Origin of the sequence: Photorhabdus sp. RM96S, assembly GCF_042879335.1 — a bacterium.
In the GTDB taxonomy this organism is placed as follows: Bacteria; Pseudomonadota; Gammaproteobacteria; order Enterobacterales; family Enterobacteriaceae; genus Photorhabdus; species Photorhabdus kayaii.
This window is the reverse complement of sequence record NZ_JBHFKT010000011.1, coordinates 80,737-99,644: the sequence shown is the minus strand read 5'-3', so window position 1 is coordinate 99,644 and position 18,908 is coordinate 80,737. Positions and strand designations below refer to the sequence as shown.

At 44.0% G+C, this 18,908-nt stretch carries 19 protein-coding genes; 17 read left to right on the top strand and 2 right to left on the bottom strand.

The annotated features are described in order from the left end of the window. Window positions 1-5 precede the first annotated feature (5 nt). From ACGF49_RS09095 to ACGF49_RS09085, 3 genes are read left to right on the top strand one after another with little or no spacing between them, the layout of a single operon-like run. On the top strand, window positions 6-2,486 hold the full coding sequence (locus tag ACGF49_RS09095; protein WP_387490619.1) for a fimbria/pilus outer membrane usher protein: 2,481 nt from the start codon (window positions 6-8) through the stop codon (window positions 2,484-2,486). A 28-nt stretch (window positions 2,487-2,514) separates the two neighbouring features. Next, on the top strand, window positions 2,515-3,537 hold the full coding sequence (locus ACGF49_RS09090; RefSeq protein WP_228901726.1) for a fimbrial protein: 1,023 nt from the start codon (window positions 2,515-2,517) through the stop codon (window positions 3,535-3,537). Between the two features lie 45 nt (window positions 3,538-3,582). Beyond that, entirely contained in the window at window positions 3,583-4,326 is a 744-nt protein-coding gene (locus ACGF49_RS09085) for a 4'-phosphopantetheinyl transferase (protein WP_228901727.1), read from the top strand. Between the two features lie 41 nt (window positions 4,327-4,367). Here ACGF49_RS09085 and hpaR read toward each other — a convergent pair whose 3' ends face one another. Further along, on the bottom strand, window positions 4,368-4,820 hold the full coding sequence (hpaR, locus tag ACGF49_RS09080; protein ID WP_113042113.1) for a homoprotocatechuate degradation operon regulator HpaR: 453 nt from the start codon (window positions 4,818-4,820) through the stop codon (window positions 4,368-4,370). A gap of 507 nt (window positions 4,821-5,327) precedes the next feature. On the opposite strand from hpaR, the gene ACGF49_RS09075 reads away from it, so the two are divergent. The 9 genes from ACGF49_RS09075 (at window position 5,328) to hpaI (ending at window position 13,848) form a co-directional block, all read left to right on the top strand. After that, the gene (locus tag ACGF49_RS09075; protein WP_228901728.1) at window positions 5,328-5,960 is read left to right on the top strand and encodes a fumarylacetoacetate hydrolase family protein; all 633 of its coding nucleotides are present in this window, start codon (window positions 5,328-5,330) and stop codon (window positions 5,958-5,960) included. Then, window positions 5,957-6,718, top strand: a complete 762-nt coding sequence (locus ACGF49_RS09070; RefSeq protein WP_113042111.1) for a fumarylacetoacetate hydrolase family protein — start codon at window positions 5,957-5,959, stop codon at window positions 6,716-6,718. Before ACGF49_RS09075 ends, ACGF49_RS09070 begins: the two co-directional genes overlap by 4 nt. Beyond that, complete coding sequence (gene hpaE, locus ACGF49_RS09065) at window positions 6,718-8,184, top strand: 5-carboxymethyl-2-hydroxymuconate semialdehyde dehydrogenase (protein ID WP_113042110.1); 1,467 nt, start codon at window positions 6,718-6,720, stop codon at window positions 8,182-8,184. Before ACGF49_RS09070 ends, hpaE begins: the two co-directional genes overlap by 1 nt. A 64-nt stretch (window positions 8,185-8,248) precedes the next feature. Then, window positions 8,249-9,127 carry a 3,4-dihydroxyphenylacetate 2,3-dioxygenase gene (gene hpaD, locus ACGF49_RS09060; protein ID WP_113042109.1) on the top strand — a complete coding sequence of 293 codons (879 nt, stop codon included), beginning with the start codon at window positions 8,249-8,251 and terminating at the stop codon, window positions 9,125-9,127. Between the two features lie 14 nt (window positions 9,128-9,141). Further along, window positions 9,142-9,528, top strand: coding sequence for a 5-carboxymethyl-2-hydroxymuconate Delta-isomerase (locus ACGF49_RS09055; RefSeq protein WP_113042108.1), 387 nt, complete (start codon window positions 9,142-9,144; stop codon window positions 9,526-9,528). A gap of 2 nt (window positions 9,529-9,530) precedes the next feature. After that, window positions 9,531-10,760: a Bcr/CflA family multidrug efflux MFS transporter gene (locus tag ACGF49_RS09050; protein ID WP_191214828.1), complete on the top strand. Its 1,230-nt coding sequence runs from the start codon at window positions 9,531-9,533 to the stop codon at window positions 10,758-10,760. Then, entirely contained in the window at window positions 10,750-12,222 is a 1,473-nt protein-coding gene (locus tag ACGF49_RS09045) for an NAD-dependent succinate-semialdehyde dehydrogenase (RefSeq protein ID WP_113042107.1), read from the top strand. Before ACGF49_RS09050 ends, ACGF49_RS09045 begins: the two co-directional genes overlap by 11 nt. 4 nt (window positions 12,223-12,226) lie before the next feature. Then, on the top strand, window positions 12,227-13,030 hold the full coding sequence (hpaH, locus tag ACGF49_RS09040) for a 2-oxo-hept-4-ene-1,7-dioate hydratase (protein ID WP_049583187.1): 804 nt from the start codon (window positions 12,227-12,229) through the stop codon (window positions 13,028-13,030). Window positions 13,031-13,041: 11 nt separating this feature from the next. Beyond that, window positions 13,042-13,848 (top strand): 4-hydroxy-2-oxoheptanedioate aldolase, encoded by an 807-nt coding sequence (gene hpaI, locus ACGF49_RS09035; protein WP_113042106.1) that lies wholly within the window; start codon window positions 13,042-13,044, stop codon window positions 13,846-13,848. Window positions 13,849-13,878: 30 nt separating this feature from the next. Here the strand turns inward: hpaI and ACGF49_RS09030 are convergent, their stop codons facing one another. Beyond that, a complete protein-coding gene (locus ACGF49_RS09030) occupies window positions 13,879-14,010 on the bottom strand; it encodes a hypothetical protein (protein ID WP_262977945.1) in 132 nt (43 codons plus the stop codon). Window positions 14,011-14,067: 57 nt separating this feature from the next. Here ACGF49_RS09030 and hpaX point away from each other — a divergent pair, with 57 nt between their 5' ends. From hpaX to ACGF49_RS09005, 5 genes are all read left to right on the top strand, one after another. Next, the gene (gene hpaX, locus ACGF49_RS09025; protein ID WP_113042105.1) at window positions 14,068-15,444 is read left to right on the top strand and encodes a 4-hydroxyphenylacetate permease; all 1,377 of its coding nucleotides are present in this window, start codon (window positions 14,068-14,070) and stop codon (window positions 15,442-15,444) included. A 25-nt stretch (window positions 15,445-15,469) separates the two neighbouring features. After that, a complete protein-coding gene (gene hpaA / locus ACGF49_RS09020; protein ID WP_113042104.1) occupies window positions 15,470-16,360 on the top strand; it encodes a 4-hydroxyphenylacetate catabolism regulatory protein HpaA in 891 nt (296 codons plus the stop codon). Between the two features lie 606 nt (window positions 16,361-16,966). Further along, the gene (locus ACGF49_RS09015) at window positions 16,967-17,278 is read left to right on the top strand and encodes a YjeO family protein (RefSeq protein WP_113042102.1); all 312 of its coding nucleotides are present in this window, start codon (window positions 16,967-16,969) and stop codon (window positions 17,276-17,278) included. Window positions 17,279-17,548: 270 nt separating this feature from the next. Then, window positions 17,549-18,028 (top strand): Hcp family type VI secretion system effector, encoded by a 480-nt coding sequence (locus ACGF49_RS09010; protein ID WP_113042101.1) that lies wholly within the window; start codon window positions 17,549-17,551, stop codon window positions 18,026-18,028. A 2-nt stretch (window positions 18,029-18,030) separates the two neighbouring features. Next, window positions 18,031-18,900: an RNase A-like domain-containing protein gene (locus ACGF49_RS09005; RefSeq protein WP_271859031.1), complete on the top strand. Its 870-nt coding sequence runs from the start codon at window positions 18,031-18,033 to the stop codon at window positions 18,898-18,900. The last annotated feature ends 8 nt before the right edge of the window (window positions 18,901-18,908 follow it).

The following is an 18,908-nucleotide window of genomic DNA, read 5'->3' as shown; positions in this document are numbered from 1 at the left end:
GTATTGTGAAAAGAATAATCAGTTTTGCTTTAATGATTTGTTGTTTATCGTTGCCAGCATATGCAGAGCTGTATTTCGATATCAATGCATTACAATTATCAGACGAAGACAGAGAAAATATTAATCTGGAAAGTCTGGAAAAAACGGACTCTCATATTCCAGGCGTCTATAAAGTTAATGTTATCGTCAATAAAAAGGATATCGGCATTAAAAGCCTATCCTTTATTGACTGTGGTGAGAAACTTTGCCCTGAATTATCTATCAGTTTACTGAAAGAAATCGGGGTAAAAATAGCAAGCTTCCCAGAATTAGCCTCCCTTGCTGAACAAGAAATCATTTCTCAACCGGAGAAATATATTAAACAGGCATCAGCAGAACTGGATTTAAGTGCTCTTACACTAATGTTGAATTTTCCGCAAGCGGCCATGCAATCGCAAATCAGGGGAGATATTTCTCCTGATCAGTGGGATGATGGTCTGCCTATGTTTTTCACCAATTATCATCTGACAGGAATGCAATCCTGGAATAAAAATCAAAGTGAACAGAATCAATATCTGAATTTACGTAGTGGCTTTAATTTAGGTCCGTGGCGAATTCGTCATAATAGTTACTACAACCATACGGGTACAACATCTGAATGGCAATCGCTTAAAGCCTATGCTGAACGGGATATTCGCTCATTAAGATCTCGGCTGGTATTGGGTGAAACATCCACCGATAGCATGGTATTCGATAGTTTCACTTTTAATGGCATTAAATTGATGTCTGATAGCCAAATGTTGCCAGATAGCCAACAAGGGTTTTCGCCTGTTGTCCGCGGTATTGCGATGACTCACGCAAGAATAGAAGTGCACCAGAAAGATAATATTATTTATCAGACTTTTGTTCCACCTGGCGCCTTTGAAATTACCGATATTTACCCCAGTAACCTGAATGGTGATCTGGAAATATCCATTTATGAAGAAAATGGCAATGTCAGAAAATTTACTCAACCTTTTGCTGCCTCACCATTGATGATCCGTACCGGCCAAATAAAATATTTTGCTAATATCGGTAAATTCAGCGGTGGCAAACAGGCCAGCAAAAAAAGATTTATTCAGACAGAAGCTATTTACGGGTTATGGGATAGCACCACCATTTATGGTGGAGTCATTGTTTCTTCTGACTATCAAAGTCATGCATTAGGTTTAGGGCATAATCTGGGAAAAATTGGCGCGGTATCAATCGATGTCACCAATGCAGCAACTCATTTCCCAAATGGAGAAAAGAAAAGCGGACAATCTTATCAGATACGCTACAGTAAAGGTTTTACTGAAACTAATACAACAGTGACATTAGCGGGTTATCGCTACAATACCAATGGTTATTACAGCTTTAGCGATGCCAATAATAATCACCCATTTGCTGATAATAACAGAAATAGCGCGCCTAAAAACCGGATGCAAATAATGATGGGCCAAAGCTTAGGACAATATGGCAGCTTTTCATTATCGGCTTGGCAGCAAGATTACTGGCAAGATAAAACCCGTAAGAATCAGTCATATTCTATGTCCTATAACACCAATATTCATGATATCGCTTTATCATTAAGCTATAATTACCATCGTAATCGCTCAAGTATTAATAACGATCAAGTGTTTTCATTCAATATCAGTATTCCTCTGGATAAATGGCTGCCATCAGATAATCACAGTGCATCGGTAGATTATGATACCGCTTATAACATCAACGGTAGCAGCCAGCACTCAATGACATTATCCGGCTCTTTACTGGAACAACAGAATCTGAACTATAGTATTTCTCAGGATTACAGCTACGAAAAATCAGAGAAAGAAAAACAATCAGGTAATGCCGCCAGTCTATATTACAGAGGTTCATATGGTTCAATTAATGTAGGCTATACCACTGATCATAGAAAAAATCAGCGGGTTAATTATGGATTAGAGGGCGCCATTATTGCCCATCCCTATGGCGTTACCCTCGCGCAAAATATTAGCGAAAGCGGCGCCAGTGCCTTAATTCGTGCCCCCGGGGCAACCAATGCCAAGGTACTGAATAATAGCGCTATCAGTACAGATTGGCGGGGATATACCATTGTGCCTTATATATCGCAATATCGGGAAAATATGTTATCCCTTGATACCAATACATTCGGTGATGACGTAGATATTGATAATCCAACCACTAAGGTCATTCCAACCAAGGGGGCATTGGTATTGGCGGATTATTCTATTCGTGTCGGTCATCGAGTATTTTTAACTTTACAACATAACGGTAAGAAACTTCCATTCGGCACAGTAATCACGGGCCCAAATGGTGTCAATGGTATGGTGAATGAGAAGGGAGAAGTTTTCCTAAGTGGTGTGAGTGACACAGCAAAATTAACAGCCGATTTAGGCGAGAAACAAAGCTGTCATATTCAATTCGATAGTAAATTATATCAGAAAATTAATGGTATTATTCTGACTTCATTGCGTTGTCGGTGATTAAATACAAATATCAACTGGAATATATATGAAACGATATTTATGGTTATTAATTTATCCTCTATTTTTACTAAGTAGCTATAAGTCATACGCTGACTGTGAGTTAGCCTCAAGAGCAAAAATTGCCAACTTAGCATTTAATTTAAATAATTTTAAATTGAGTTTTAATACAGATAATACGAAAAGTATTTATATAACAACTTTCAGTGCTGCCCAGATAGCTAATGAAATGGGTATTAGTGTAAAAGACCCGATTTTTTCATGTGATGAAGACAATGTATCACTAATGTTTGGTGACAGTGTTCTCCATGGAGTAAAATCAATTAAAACTCCACATGGTTCAGGAGGATTAGAAATAATCCCAAATAGGTTATACTTATATTTTACTATCTCAGGGGGAAAAATCGGTGAAAGAGGATATCCTCAAACAGATGGTTCTAATTACTCATATAATCTGGGAACAAGAAGAAACATTACCTGGGGAGATATAGGCGGTATTAGTATCTATCTTTATAAAACAGGAGCAATTGATATACCAAAAACATTCTCTAATGGCATAATGTTTAAATTAGTAGCATTAGGGAAAAGAAGTACAAACTTAATATCAATAAGGCATTCAGGTTTATATAGATTTAAGGCTACTGGCTGTATGACAACAACCTCAACACCGAAAGTAGATTTTGGTAATATTCCCAGTTATTTATTTAAAGGAAAAGGAACAACTGCCGGCCATGCTGATTTTAATATCGGCATTGAATGTACAGAAAAAATCGAACCTACAATTACATTTTCAGCAAGAACAATCAGTGGCGCCCCAGAGAGTATTATTCAATTAAACAGAGCTAATGCAGCGAATACAGCAAAAGGGGTTGGTGTGCAAATCTTATATATGGGAACGCCCGTTCCTGTTGGAAAGCCATTTGTTGTCGGTCATTCTGACAGGAATTCTCGTTATAATTTACCTTTCACTGCCCGCTATTACCAAACCGATGATAGAATAACAGGCGGAAAAGCTAACGCTACAGCACATTTTACCGTTCAATATGAGTGATATTCAGTATAAACTGGACAGTATTTCCTTATCTGGATAATTAACATGGAACAGACAGTTATACACACCAATCAAGCATCACTGCCAGAATATGACAACGGATTTATGACGCAAATTGAGTATGGAACAGTTGTTAAACATCCCCAAGTGCATTTCTGGCAAGCTCGTTTTGAACTTTCACATTATCACGACGAATTGTTCAATCAATTAAATCTCCTCTTCCCTGCTACATTAGCTAAAGCCGTTAAGAAGCGGCGGGCTGAATATCTGGCAGCACGTTATTGCGCCAGACAACTTTTAGCGCAATTAGGGCAACCAGCATTTAATTTGATCTCCGGTAATGATCGCGCTCCAATTTGGCCGGAAGGTATTTGCGGTTCTGTTTCTCATTCATCTCATTGTGCAATTGTGCTGGCTGCACCGCAAACTCATAACCGATTAATTGGTGTCGATGTAGAAGCGATCGTCGATCGTCAAAATATAGATGAAATCACAAAAATGATTGTGAATGACAAGGAAATTCAACTTCTGAAACATTGTCATTTACCACTTGAACAAGCATTTACCCTTGCCTTTTCTGTAAAAGAGAGTTTGTATAAGGCACTCTATCCACAAGTAAAACGGTTCTTTGGTTTTGAAGCGGCTGAAATTACTGCTCTATCCCTCGAAAATAATGAAATAACATTAGCGTTGCGGGAAACTCTCACCCATCATTACCCAACAGGTACACTATTTCGAGGGCAATTTATTATCTACCCACAGGAAATATTAACGCTAATTATTCAATAGATAAAACTGATAATTGCTGATTCTGCTCAGCAATTTCACTATTATTCATTACCCTCATCCTTTTCCGTATTTATCAGTGAGTTCTTACCAACAGCAATTAACTCTTCCAACAACGCTGAAAGCTGAACCAGCTTTTCCGGCGAAAAAGCTTTTTCAATCGCCTGATATCCCTGTTCTACCTGCTCTTTCGCCTTTTCATAAAGTTTCTGGCCATCCGGTGTTAAAGAAACATAAAGTTTGCGCTGGTCATTCATCGGTTTAAGACGAAAGATCAAGCCATCACGCTCCATACGAGTTAATATCCCAGTCAAACTTGGACGAAGAATGCAGGTCTGGCAAGACAAATCATAAAAATCAATTGACCGATTACCAGACAGTACACGAATAATACGCCACTGCTGTTCAGTCAAATTATGACTCTTAAGGATTGGGCGGAAAAAACCCATCGCGGTTTCTCGCGCTTGAAGTAATGCAATTGTCAGAGATTCATGCATGGGTAATGAAGGCTCTTATTTTAGTTAATCACTGATTTACTCTCTGTTGAAAGTATTATACTCGTTATCTTTCAAGTTGCCTCTTTGTTGGCTGCACTCACTCCGGTCACATCGTTATCTATGCTCCCGGGGATTCGCTCCCTTGCCGTCGCGATGCATCTTGAAATCCATAAGGTATATCTCACTCTATAACCACAGTAAAAAAGACTAGCACGTCCCTCAGTCAACCACAAAGAAAAAATCATAAAAATATTAATAAGTAAATAAAAATAAACTCTTAAAATTAGGTTAATAAAAGGTTAATAAAGAAGTAAGTACTTTATCCATAAAAAGATTAATATATTGATTAATAATGATAAAAAACAAATTTAGGGGAGATATTGTTACTGAGATCACAATTAAAATTAACAAACACATTAACATATTGCAACAACTCGCCCTATAGTTTATTAATATATTAATAAGTGCATCTTAAAACCGCCCGTTTAAGTTTATGAGGAATCGTTAATGAAAGGCACTGTCTTCGCCGTAGCCCTCAACCACCAGAGCCAGGTAGATTTCTGGCATGACTCATTTCAGCAAACACCTTATAACACTTTGCCTAAGACACCAGTATGGTTCATTAAACCACGCAATACCGTTATCACCTCCGGTGAAGCGATTCCCCATCCGGTAGGTGAAGAGGTTCAAAGCGGTGCAACGCTGGCATTAATAATAGGTAAAACCGCCCGCAAAGTTGCTATCGAAAACGCAGCCGAATATATCGCAGGTTATGCATTAGCTAATGAAGTCAGCCTGCCTGAAACCGCTTTTTATCGTCCGGGAATTAAAGCTAAGTGTCGTGATGGTTTTTGCCCCATAGGCCAAATGATCCATCCTAAATCCATTGATGCGTTAGATATTATTACCGAAATCAATGGTCAGGAAGTCGATCGCTGGTCAACCGCCGATCTGGTACGTTCAGCCACGGAATTAGTTGCAGCATTGAGTGATTTCGCAACCCTTAAAGAGGGGGATGTGATCCTGCTTGGAACGCCACACCAACGCGTGGCTATCAAACCGGGCGACAAAGTTGTTATTCGAGCAGCAGGTTTCCCATCACTGGAAAATCAGGTTGTGCAAGTGGGAGAAAAAGCATGAAACACGCAAGAGTTCACTATCAAGGTCGCGATTTGATTGTTACCGTCGATGAACAGGAAAATGTCTGTCTGCCTGATGGCAGTAAAATCAACGGCGAATCCGTTCAGTGGCTGCCACCCGCAAACGGTACCCTGTTTGCCCTCGGTTTGAATTATGCTGATCACGCCACTGAGCTGGAATTTAAGCCTCCCAAAGAACCGCTGGTTTTTATCAAGGCCGCCAATACGCTAACCGGTCATCGTCAGGTTTCCGTTCGCCCTGATAATGTGGAATATATGCATTATGAAGCCGAGCTGGTGGTTGTCATCGGCAAAACCGCCCACAAAGTGACTAAAGAACAAGCGATGGATTACGTTGCCGGGTACACCGTCTGTAACGATTACGCAATCCGTGACTATCTGGAAAACTACTATCGCCCTAATCTCCGGGTAAAAAGCCGCGATACACTGACCCCCATCGGTCCGTGGTTCGTCGATAAAGAAGATGTACCCAATCCGCATAATCTGACATTAAGCACCTGGGTTAATGGTGAATTGCGTCAACGCGGCACAACCGCTGATTTGATCTTCAATATTCCATTCTTGATCGCTTATTTAAGTGACTTTATGACGCTGCAACCGGGAGACATGATCGCCACCGGCACGCCAAAAGGATTATCCGATGTGGTGCCGGGAGATGAAGTTATTGTTGAAGTTGAAGGTGTAGGGCGTCTGGTCAACCGTATTGTCAGCCAGCAAGAGTATGAGGAGAGTCTGTAATGACCGTAATTAACCATTGGATCAACGGCAAAAACGTCAGCAGTAAAACCTATTTTGAAACCACAAACCCGGCTACCGGCGAAGTGCTGGCAGAAGTCGCTTCCGGCGGTCAAGAAGAGGTTGATCAAGCCGTTGCCGCCGCAAAGGCAGCCTTTCCCAAATGGGCAGATCTGCCGATGAAAGAGCGTGCACGCCTGATGCGCCGTTTGGGTGAACTGATTGATGAGAATGTGCCTGAAATCGCCGCAATGGAAACCAAAGATACCGGTCTGCCCATTCATCAGACACAAAATGTGCTGATCCCTCGCGCTTCTCACAATTTCAACTTCTTTGCTGAGATTTGTCAGCAAATGAACGGCCGTACCTATCCCGTTGATGACAAGATGCTCAACTATACATTGGTGCAACCCGTCGGTGTTTGTGCACTGATTTCTCCGTGGAACGTGCCATTTATGACCGCCACTTGGAAAGTTGCCCCCTGTTTAGCACTAGGTAACACCGCAGTACTGAAAATGTCAGAGCTTTCCCCATTAACCGCAAACCGTTTAGGAGAATTGGCACGAGAAGCGGGTATCCCTGCCGGTGTGCTGAATGTGGTTCAGGGATATGGTGCTACCGCGGGTGACGCACTGGTGAAACATCACGATGTACGGGCAGTTTCGTTTACCGGCGGCACAGCAACGGGTCGTCAGATTATGAAAAATGCCGGCTTGAAAAAATATTCAATGGAACTAGGGGGTAAATCTCCGGTTCTGATCTTCGAAGATGCGGATATTGATCGCGCACTGGATGCCGCGTTGTTCACCATTTTCTCTATTAATGGTGAACGTTGTACCGCCGGTTCACGCATTTTCATTCAGGAAAGTATCTACCCTGAGTTTATTAAGCGTTTTGTGGAACGCGCTAATCGTTTGCGGGTGGGTGATCCACAAGATCCAACCACCCAGATCGGTGCACTTATCAGCAAGCCGCATTGGGAGAAAGTCTCCGGTTACATCCGTCTGGGAATAGAGGAAGGTGCAACGTTGCTGGCTGGTGGCCCAGACAAGCCCATCGATTTGCCGACACACCTGAAAGAGGGCCATTTCCTGCGCCCAACGGTGCTGGCGGATGTTGATAACCGTATGCGGGTTGCTCAGGAGGAGATCTTTGGCCCTGTCGCCTGCCTGCTGCCATTCAAAGATGAAGCAGAAGGTCTGCGCCTGGCAAATGACGTGGAGTACGGTCTGGCTTCTTACATCTGGACGCAGGATGTCAGCAAAGTCTTGCGATTGGCCCGCAATATTGAAGCTGGCATGGTATTCGTCAACACCCAGAACGTCCGTGACCTGCGTCAACCCTTCGGCGGCGTGAAAGCCTCTGGCACTGGCCGTGAAGGCGGTGAATACAGTTTTGACGTGTTTGCTGAGATGAAAAACGTCTGTATCTCTATGGGGGATCATCCAATCCCACGTTGGGGGGTATAACCGTTCCGTCAGCGTTAACCACGGCGAATTCCGGTTCGCCGTCCTGATATCAAATGAGGATTTTATGGGTAAGTTAGCGTTAGCAGCCAAAATTACACATGTGCCATCCATGTATCTGTCTGAACTACCGGGAAAGCATCACGGTTGCCGTCAGGGAGCGATTGATGGTCACAAAGAGATCAGTCGCCGTTGTCGCGAAATGGGTGTCGATACCATTATTGTGTTTGATACGCACTGGTTGGTGAATAGTGCCTATCACATCAATTGCGCCGACCATTTCTCCGGCATTTACACCAGTAATGAATTACCCCACTTCATCCGGGATATGAGTTATGAATATGACGGTAACCCTGAATTGGGACAAATGATCGCAGAAGAGGCACGCAATGTCGGCGTACGCGCTCAGGCGCATGAAATCTCAAGCCTGAAACTGGAGTATGGCACGCTGGTACCAATGCGTTACATGAACAGTGACCGACATTTTAAAGTTGTCTCGGTCTCCGCATTCTGCACTGTCCATGCTTTTGAAGATAGCCGTCGTCTTGGAGAGGCAATTCTGACAGCGATTGAGAAATATGATGGCACCGTTGCTGTACTCGCCAGCGGTTCCCTTTCTCACCGCTTTATTGATGATCAACGCGCTGAAGAGGGCATGAATAGCTACACCCGAGAATTTGATGAACAGATGGATCATCGGGTGGTTCAACTTTGGAAAGAGGGCAAATTCAAAGAGTTCTGCAAGATGCTGCCGGAATATGCAGATTATTGTTATGGCGAAGGCAATATGCACGACACGGTGATGTTATTAGGTCTACTCGGTTGGGATAAATATGACGGTAAAGTGGAGTTTCTGACTGAACTGTTTGCGAGTTCTGGTACCGGGCAAGTCAACGCCGTATTTCCACTACCTGATTACATCACCGATAAACCCGCGATCCCCTGATTAGGAGCAACCTAATGCCACATTTTTATGCTGAATGTACGGAAAATATCCGCGAACAAGCCAATTTGCCTGAATTGTTTGTCAAAGTGAATCAGGCGCTGGCAGATACCGGTATTTTCCCATTAGGCGGCATACGCAGCCGCGCCATCTGGCTGGATACTTGGCAAATGGCCGATGGTCAACATGATTACGCCTTCGTCCATATGACACTGAAAATCGGCGCAGGACGCAGCCTTGAAAGCCGTCAACAGGTTGGTGAGATACTGTTCACTCTGATCAAACAACATTTTGCCTCGCTGATGGCACAACGTTACCTTGCCCTCTCTTTTACGATGGAAGAATTAGACCCGGTATTGAACTACAAACAAAACAACGTCCACGCCTTGTTTCGTAAGGAGTAGTGATGCCGAAGCCCTTTCATCCGCATCCTCCTCGCTGGTTAATCCCTTTATTAGGCGCACTGGTGGCCTTCGGGCCTCTGTCGATCGATATGTACCTGCCAGCCTTGCCGGAAATGGCAAGGCAATTACAGGCAACACAAGGGCAGATGCAACATACTTTGGGCGCATTTTTCGCCGGTTTCTGTATCGGTATGCTGTTATACGGCCCACTGAGCGACCATTTAGGGCGAAGAAAACTGCTGCTCAGCGGTATCGCATTATTTGTCGTTGCCAGTGCGTTGTGTACCTTGGTGACACACGTTGAACACCTGATTTTACTGCGCGCATTACAGGCATTTGGCAGCGGCGCCGCGGTGGTCATGGGCCGAGCGATCGCCCGTGATATCTATGGCCCACAGGAATTACCACGCGTGCTATCACTCATGACTTTAGTGACCATGATAGCGCCACTTATTGCCCCATTACTTGGTGGCTTATTGTTAACCTATTTCAATTGGCAAGCCATATTTGCGTTATTGGGCCTGTTCGGTTGTATCAGTGGAATATTATTACTATTTTTCTTGCCAGAAACGCTGCCCGCTCAGAGTAACAATGGAAAACTTATCACCGCTTTTAAAAATTACGGCAAGTTACTGACTGACGGTGAAGCTATGGCAACTATCGGCACATTGGCATTTACTTGTGCGGCTATGTTCGCATTTATCAGTGGTTCCCCTTTCGTCTATATCAACTATTTTCAGGTTCCGGCGAATTACTATGGGTTACTGTTCGCCTGTAATGCACTCGGCATGATGGCAATAGTGCTGCTCAATGTCCGTTTACTAAAAGTCTACGATCTTTCTCGTCTGTTATTTATCCAAACCAGTGCTCAATTACTGTTTGGCATCTTACTGGTTATCTTTTATCAGCAAAGTCTGACGGTGATCGTCATTTTGATCGTACTGTTTATCTCGCTGGTTAATGCCATTGGTACTAACAGCCTCTCTTTATTACTTCAACATCGAGGCCAACTTGCCGGCAGCGCCAGCGCGCTCGCGATTTCCGCACAATTTGCTATGGCAGCACTTGCCAGTGTTGCCGTCTCTTTACTACAAGATGAAACCCCTTTTGCTATGGCCCTTGTAATGACGGTTTGTGCTGGATTGTGTTGGTTATGCCAACAGCTAGCCACTTTCTACCGGCGAAAACCACTCATACAAGTGTCTTCAGGAGAAAAAAATCATGACAAATAATGTAAATACGGAATTACTGCGTCAACAAGCTTATATCAACGGGCAGTGGGTTGATGCCGACAACCAAGCAACTTTTAAGGTGACTAACCCGGCAAATGGTGAAGTTATTGCCCACGTCAGTAATATGGGGGCGGCCGAAACAGAACGCGCAATTGCAGCCGCTCAGCAAGCCCTGCCAGCCTGGAGAGCCATGACAGCCAAACAACGCAGCCAGATCCTGCAACGTTGGTTTCAGTTAATGCTGGCAAATCAACAGGCACTGGCTGAATTGTTGAGCCGGGAGCAAGGGAAGCCACAGACAGAAGCTATGGGCGAGATCGCTTATGGTGCCAGTTTCATCGAATGGTTTGCGGAAGAAGGTAAACGTACCTACGGTGAAACCATTCCAAGCCCCTTGCCCGGTCGCCGGATTGCCACGATTAAACAACCTATTGGCGTTGTGGCGGCCATTACACCGTGGAACTTCCCCAACGCCATGATCACCCGCAAGGTTGGCCCTGCTCTGGCAGCGGGCTGCACGGTGATCCTAAAACCCGCCTCGGAAACCCCACTTTCCGCTCTGGCTCTGGCCGCGCTAGCGGAACAAGCCGGCATTCCCGCAGGGGTATTCAATGTGGTGACTGGCGTCGATGCAAAAACCATCGGCGGGGTTATGACCCAAAGCCCGATTGTTCGCAAACTCTCTTTTACTGGTTCAACCCGTGTCGGTAAGCTCTTGATGGCACAAAGTGCCGATACCGTGAAAAAGCTATCACTAGAATTGGGCGGCAATGCACCATTTATCGTTTTTGATGATGCTGATATTGATGCCGCGGTACAGGGAGCGTTGATAGCTAAATTCCGCAACAGCGGTCAAACCTGTGTTTGCGCTAATCGAATTTTGGTGCAGGAAACCATTTATGACACTTTTGCCGAACGTCTGGCACAAGCCGTTAATCGGTTGCAGGTTGGCCCGGCCAACGATGCCAAATCACAACAAGGCCCACTGATCAATCAAGCCGCCGTCGATAAAGTCGAGGAACACATCAGTGACGCCATTTCCCACGGCGCACGCATATTGGCCGGGGGTAAACCACACGCTCTAGGCGGTCTGTTCTTCGAACCTACCGTACTGGCTGATGTCAATGAATCCATGCTTATCTCCCAAGAAGAAACATTTGGCCCTATTGCTCCCCTGTTCAAATTCCGTGATGAAGCAGAAGCCATTCATCTGGCAAATGAGACTGAATTTGGGCTGGCGGCTTATTTTTATTCCCGCGATATCGGCCGGATCTACCGTGTGGCAGAAGCGCTGGAGAGCGGCATGGTCGGGATCAATGAAGGTTTGATCTCTAATGAAGCCGCCCCCTTCGGCGGCATTAAACAATCGGGCTTGGGACGTGAAGGTTCTCGTTACGGTATCGAAGATTATCTGGAAGTGAAATACCTCTGCTTTGGTGGCATAGAGGACACAGGAGTTTAACCGCATGTTACAGAAAGAAGTCGTATCACAGGTTGCACATCGTCTGCATCAAGCAGAAAAAAGCCGTGAACAAATACGCCAGATCTCATTGGATTACCCTGAAATCACCATCGACGATGCTTATGCTATTCAGCGTCACTGGGTGGAGTTGAAAATTGCCGAAGGTCGCGTACTCAAAGGCCATAAAATTGGCCTGACCTCAAAGGCTATGCAAGCCAGTTCACAAATCAGTGAGCCAGATTATGGCGCTCTGCTGGACGATATGTTTTTCCCTGATGGCAGTGATATTCCCTGTGATCGCTTTATTGTGCCCCGTATTGAGGTCGAACTGGCATTTATTCTGGCAAAACCTTTGCGTGGCCCGAACTGCACACTGTTTGATGTTTACAATGCAACCGATTACATCATTCCAGCGTTGGAATTGATCGACGCCCGTTGCCATAACATCGATCCGGAAACCAAGCGTCCACGCAAAGTGTTCGATACGATTTCTGACAATGCCGCCAACGGCGGCGTCATTATGGGCGGCCGCCCAATTAAACCCGACGAGTTTGATCTGCGCTGGATCAGCGCTCTGCTCTATCGCAATGGCGTGATTGAAGAATCCGGTGTCGCGGCTGCGGTACTTAATCATCCGGCTAACGGTGTCGCATGGTTGGCAAACAAACTGGCCCCACATGGTGTTCAGCTTGAGGCAGGACAAATCATTCTCAGCGGCTCTTTTACCCGCCCGGTTCCAGCAAATAAAGGGGATACCTTCCATGTGGATTATGGCCCCATCGGTGCTATCAGTTGTCGTTTTGTTTAAGGAGGAAAAATATGGATCGGTTAACCAATAAATTTAAACAGGCATTAAAAGCAGGCCAGCCACAAATCGGTCTATGGTTAGGGCTTTGTAACCCCTATAGTGCTGAATTAGTGGCCGGAGCCGGTTTCGACTGGCTACTTATTGATGGCGAACATGCACCGAACGATGTTCAGACGATTTTAAGCCAATTGCAAGCCATCGCTCCTTATCCAAGTCATCCCATTGTGCGCCCACCCTGGAATGATCTGGTCATCATTAAACAACTACTGGATATCGGCGCCCAAACGTTATTAATCCCCATGATACAAAACGCCGAGCAGGCTTACGAAGCGGTTCGCGCAACCCGTTATCCACCGGCAGGTATCCGTGGTGTGGGCAGCGCTCTGGCAAGAGCTTCCCACTGGAACAGAATTCCTGATTATTTGCATCGCGCCAATGATGAAATCTGCGTTCTGGTTCAGGTAGAAACCCGTGAAGCACTCGGTAACCTGCCGGAGATCCTCAAAGTAGACGGTGTGGATGGTGTTTTTATCGGTCCGGCGGATCTAAGTTCCGACATGGGCTTTACCAATAATCCGCAACATCCTGAAGTGAAAGCCGCAATTGAGCAGGCAATCGCCCAAATCAAAGTAGCGGGTAAAGCGCCGGGCATTCTGATGTCAGCACCCAATGTCGCCGAGCATTACCTGAAACTCGGCGCTCTATTCGTTGCTGTTGGTATTGATACAACTTTACTGGCTCGGACAGCGGAAGCACTGGCAGCACGATTTATCGCGGATAAAGAGCCGCCGGTAGCACCTTTATCCGGTGTTTATTAATCTTAGCAATCATAATATACCCTATGGATTTCAAGATGCATCGCGGCGGCAAAGGAGTGAATCCCCGGGAGCATAGATAACGATGTGACCGGGGTGAGCGAGTGCAGCCAACAAAGAGGCAACTTGAAAGATAACGGGTATAACAACTGATTTACTCAACAAGCATTTAATTTCCTAAACAACGTCATACACATAAAACAGTAATTAAGGAAAATGATAATGAGCGATTCATCAACTGCCGTGCAACAGCCGGAGCTTCCGGTTGGTCAACATAAACCGCTAACGGCACAACAGCAATCCGTCATTAATAAGCTATTCCGTCGCCTGATTATTTTCCTGTTCGTCTTATTTGTATTTTCGTTTCTGGATCGAATTAATATCGGATTTGCCGGCCTGACAATGGGCAAAGATCTTGGACTGAACGCAACCATGTTCGGTCTGGCGGCAACGCTGTTCTATGCCACTTATGTTATCTTCGGTATTCCTAGCAATATCATGCTTAGCATTGTCGGAGCGCGACGCTGGATAGCCACGATTATGGTGCTCTGGGGGATCGCTTCCACTGCCACCATGTTCGCCACCGGACCAACCAGTCTGTATATCTTGCGTATGCTAGTCGGTATCGCCGAAGCAGGTTTCGTGCCGGGTATCCTGTTGTATCTGACTTACTGGTTCCCGGCTTACTATCGCGCCCGTGCCAACGCGTTGTTTATGGTGGCAATGCCGGTGACGATGGCGTTTGGTTCTCTGGCTTCCGGTTATATTCTGGAAATGGATGGCCTCATGAACCTTCACGGCTGGCAATGGTTATTCCTGCTGGAAGGTTTTCCTTCGGTACTACTGGGAATTGTCGTTTGGTTCTATCTTGATGATTCACCCAAGCGAGCTAAGTGGCTGACAGATGAAGACAAAAAATGCTTACAAGAGATGATGGATAACGACCAGCCCGCTCTGGTTCAATCAGCAAGCTCATCAACTTATCAGACAATGCAAAAACGCAGTATATGGCGTGAGATTTTCGCGCCGATCATGCTGATGTATACCTTGGCCTACTTCTGTCTAACCAATACCTTGAGTGCGATTAATATCTGGACGCCACAGATTGTGCAAAGCTTCAATCAGGGCAGCAGTAACATCATGATCGGCATTCTGACCGCTATTCCTCAGTTTTGTACCATCATCGGGATGGTTTACTGGAGTCGCCGTTCAGACCGGTTACAAGAACGTAAAATGCATACGGCGCTACCCTATCTGTTCGCCGCTGCGGGCTGGATATTGACCTCATTGACTCACCACAGTGTCATTCAGCTCACTGGGATTATTATGGCTTCAGCCGGTTCATTTACCGCAATGGCGGTCTTCTGGACAACGCCGGATCAAGCTATCAGTTTACGCGCAAGGGCGATCGGCATTGCCGTTATTAGCGCTACAGGTAACATAGGTTCAGCACTCAGCCCGTTATTAATCGGCTGGCTGAAAGATCAGACAGGAAGCTTTAATACCGGACTCTATTTCGTTGCCGGATTGCTGGTCGTTGGCGCAGCCATTATTTGGCTGATCCCAATGAAACACGCCAGACAGATAATAGCGTCATAATTTTCAATAAAAAGGAAAAACCATCATGGCTGAACCTATCATTGCCAACATTGATATCAGCAAGGATTATGATGAAACCCAAGGCACTGATGATGTGCATTATCAGACCTTTGGCCGGATGGCGGCATTTTTTGGTCGTAATATGCAAGCTCATCGTCACGATGGTTTCTTCCAACTTCATTTTTTGATCACCGGCCATATTGAATTACAGTTGGATGCTCAACATTATTCTGTACAGGCACCGCTGTTTATCCTGACTCCGCCCTCCGTTCCTCACGCTTTTTTCACTCAAGATGACAGTGACGGATATGTCCTTACTGTACGGCAAGATCTGATATTACCGTTATTGGAATCACTCTATCCGGCTAATAAAGATATTCTTGATATTCCGGCTATTTGCTTATCCGTCGCCGATAAACCGGAAGAGCTAGCCGCTTTTAATCACTATTGGGCGTTAATCGCCCGCGAATCATCTAATAACTTTATCGGTCGAGAGCAATCGCTGACATTCCTGGCACAAGCTATATTTACCCTGTTATTGCGCAATATTCCTCTTGATGATCACCCGATGAATGGCGTACGAGGAGAAATTAAATTGTTTCAGCGCTTTAACCAATTAATAGACAATTATTATCATCATCATCTTTCCGTACCGGAATATGCTCATAAGTTAGATATTACAGAATCGCGGTTAAAAGATATGTGCCATCGGTTTACCAACCGTCCACCGAAACGACTTATCTTCGACCGTCAACTGCGTGAAGCTAAACGGCTATTATTATTCAGTGATTGCCCAGTATTTGAAGTTGCCTATCAGCTCGGATTTAAAGATCCAGCCTATTTTGCCCGCTTCTTTAATCGATTAGTTGGTTGCTCACCTAGTTATTGGCGAGAAAGAAATATTCACGAAAAATAAATATCCATGCTAATTATTCCAAGCCCGGCATTTTATTCTGCTTGTTCAGCAAACCTCGTGCTATTAATTCGTGCTAAACCGACTCATTTTTATTACAAAACCTCTTCCAAGAATTAAAATTCTGAATATACTGAGATTCTGTAACTCACTGGAACTTTTTGAAGGATAAATGATGGCAACCGGAGTGCCTATATAAATATACCCTATGGATTTCAAGATGCATCGCGGCGGCAAGGGAGTGAATCCCCGGGAGCATAGATAACTATGTGACCGGGGTGAGCGAGTGCAGCCAACAAAGAGGCAACTTGAAAGATAACGGGTATAAATTTATTTAAGAAAAGGAAACACAACATATGCAACGCCTTCACTATACGGCAGATAAACTCAGATCCCCCTGTTTTGGCACCACCGATTTCATACGTTATAAATGGCTATCCAACAATCTACATGATGTAAATAGTCAAAATTATTTATGGGCACATGGGATACCCCATGTACAATACAATAAGAAATTAATAACAAAATCTGCCCATCCCCAAAAAACACCTGTTTTATTATTTGCAGGATTAAAACCAAGACAACGCATTTAATCGTGAGAATTTCATAATGAGCAAATCAGCTATAGCTTTAAATATCACTTATGCTATCTTTTGTGCGTTATTTATATATATGATGTCATACTTAGAAGAAGAGTATTATATCGGTGGTCAGGATATAGATAATCTCTGTACTGTTTACAGAGAGCTGATAGATGGTAATCGCGATGTATTTGCTCCAACATGCTTACTGATTATGTCACCCTTAATTTATGCAACCGTGAAGAAAAGATTCAAATCACTTTCTCTTAATGTCATTACATTTGCTTTGCTAGGATACTGGATGTGGCGGTTTTTTATCAGATTAATCGTATGCGTTTAGGATAGTTTCAAATTATTCGGGTAGCGGCCACTGGGTGTTACCTGAATGTCAACTCACGCTATGCGATTGTTATAAATACGACACCTTGAACAGTTCAGATTTTTACGTTCCTCTTAATACTCTGATGCTATCTTCATTAAGTTCTTTTTTCATTTTGATAGTTTAAATTATCCTTATAAATGTAAATTATCTTAAATTTATAAATTTTTGATTGCTTTTTGCACACACCCTACAGCAGGATAAAAAAAGCACATTAGAGGAGCAACCAGTATGGCAAATATCATTTATCTAACATTGAAAGGCAAAAAACAGGGGTTGATCTCCTCTGGCTGCGGCTCCTTAAACTCCATAGGAAATCATTACCAGCACGGTCATGAGAATGAGATTTTTATTTACTCGCTTCAACATTTAATGACAAGGGAACAACACGTATCCCATCATCCGGTTATGGTAGTAAAACCCATCGATAAATCTTCGCCTTTATTGGCGCGAAGCTTCGATGACAATGAAGAGCTGGAATGTTTATTTGAAAATTATCGCACATCACTAACCGGAGGATTAGAAAAAAACTATTCTATCAGGCTAGGCCACGCCTTGATATCCAGCATAAAAAGCAATTATCCGCATTCCAGAGATAATAATGCCGGCATACCACAGGAAATCATCTGTTTTACTTACAAAGATATCACGTGGAACAATCTTGCCTGCTCAACCGGTTCTTATAGCTTCTGGGATGACAGGATTTATTGACGATGAATAATGCCACTTATTTAACTGATACTCCTGTTGATTCAGAATCGGAGAATGGGTTACGAATTGTTTTATCACCTGTGCAACTTGCGGCGATCCTGTCGGATAATACCATTACTGAGGAAGAGACTTGGAGTAACAGAATATTAGGTGGAGCGGGTTTAGCGGCAGGAGTCGTTGAACTGATTGGCGCTGGCGCTCTTTGTCTAGCGCCCGATCCTTCAACCCTAACTAAAGCTGCCTGTGTTATTATCGGCGCACACAGCCTTGATGTAATGAATGCTTCTGCCAGTCAAATAATTACCGGCAGAGAAACCACGACGGAAACTTATCGCGAGGCGGTAAATTTAGCAAAAGAATTTGGGGCTGATGATTACACCGCTTCTGAAATAGGGCTTACTGTCGATATTGCTGTACCATTGTCATTTGCTTCAATAGCGGGCGCAGTTAGAGTTGCCTCTGTACGAGTAGGACGAATTAAGTTAATTGAACATGAATCGCCTACAGGTTTAAAACCGGGTGGACATACTTTGGCTAAACATGTTGGGTTATCAGAGCAGGAGTTAAGGGCTAGAATACTAAACAGTAAAGGAAGATTAAAAGAAGCAAGTACATTTTACAATCAAGATGTGGCAGAGAAAGTGATTTCAAAAGCCTTAAAAAATAATCAGATAAAAATAACCACCTTACTAAAACATACTCCAAAAGGAGTAAAACAAGAGATAGAATATGCTTCAAGTACACCTGTTGGTTTTGGCCTTGTTAATGGCTCTCAAAATATACAAAAATTATATAAAGTTAGAATAGTTTTAATCCATTCCGAATTTAATGGTAAACTGTATTATATATTAACAGCGTTCCCAGCATACTAAAATCTTAG

Coding starts and splice junctions, on each gene's coding strand:
- ACGF49_RS09005 (WP_271859031.1), top strand. CDS start 18,031: ATGAATAATGCCACTTATTTAACTGATACTCCTGTTGATTCAGAATCG.
- ACGF49_RS09070 (WP_113042111.1), top strand. CDS start 5,957: ATGAAACACGCAAGAGTTCACTATCAAGGTCGCGATTTGATTGTTACC.
- hpaI (WP_113042106.1), top strand. CDS start 13,042: ATGGATCGGTTAACCAATAAATTTAAACAGGCATTAAAAGCAGGCCAG.
- hpaX (WP_113042105.1), top strand. CDS start 14,068: ATGAGCGATTCATCAACTGCCGTGCAACAGCCGGAGCTTCCGGTTGGT.
- hpaR (WP_113042113.1), bottom strand. CDS start 4,820: ATGCATGAATCTCTGACAATTGCATTACTTCAAGCGCGAGAAACCGCG.
- hpaA (WP_113042104.1), top strand. CDS start 15,470: ATGGCTGAACCTATCATTGCCAACATTGATATCAGCAAGGATTATGAT.
- hpaH (WP_049583187.1), top strand. CDS start 12,227: ATGTTACAGAAAGAAGTCGTATCACAGGTTGCACATCGTCTGCATCAA.
- ACGF49_RS09055 (WP_113042108.1), top strand. CDS start 9,142: ATGCCACATTTTTATGCTGAATGTACGGAAAATATCCGCGAACAAGCC.
- ACGF49_RS09075 (WP_228901728.1), top strand. CDS start 5,328: ATGAAAGGCACTGTCTTCGCCGTAGCCCTCAACCACCAGAGCCAGGTA.
- ACGF49_RS09085 (WP_228901727.1), top strand. CDS start 3,583: ATGGAACAGACAGTTATACACACCAATCAAGCATCACTGCCAGAATAT.
- ACGF49_RS09010 (WP_113042101.1), top strand. CDS start 17,549: ATGGCAAATATCATTTATCTAACATTGAAAGGCAAAAAACAGGGGTTG.
- ACGF49_RS09090 (WP_228901726.1), top strand. CDS start 2,515: ATGAAACGATATTTATGGTTATTAATTTATCCTCTATTTTTACTAAGT.
- hpaD (WP_113042109.1), top strand. CDS start 8,249: ATGGGTAAGTTAGCGTTAGCAGCCAAAATTACACATGTGCCATCCATG.
- ACGF49_RS09015 (WP_113042102.1), top strand. CDS start 16,967: ATGAGCAAATCAGCTATAGCTTTAAATATCACTTATGCTATCTTTTGT.
- ACGF49_RS09045 (WP_113042107.1), top strand. CDS start 10,750: ATGACAAATAATGTAAATACGGAATTACTGCGTCAACAAGCTTATATC.
- ACGF49_RS09050 (WP_191214828.1), top strand. CDS start 9,531: ATGCCGAAGCCCTTTCATCCGCATCCTCCTCGCTGGTTAATCCCTTTA.
- hpaE (WP_113042110.1), top strand. CDS start 6,718: ATGACCGTAATTAACCATTGGATCAACGGCAAAAACGTCAGCAGTAAA.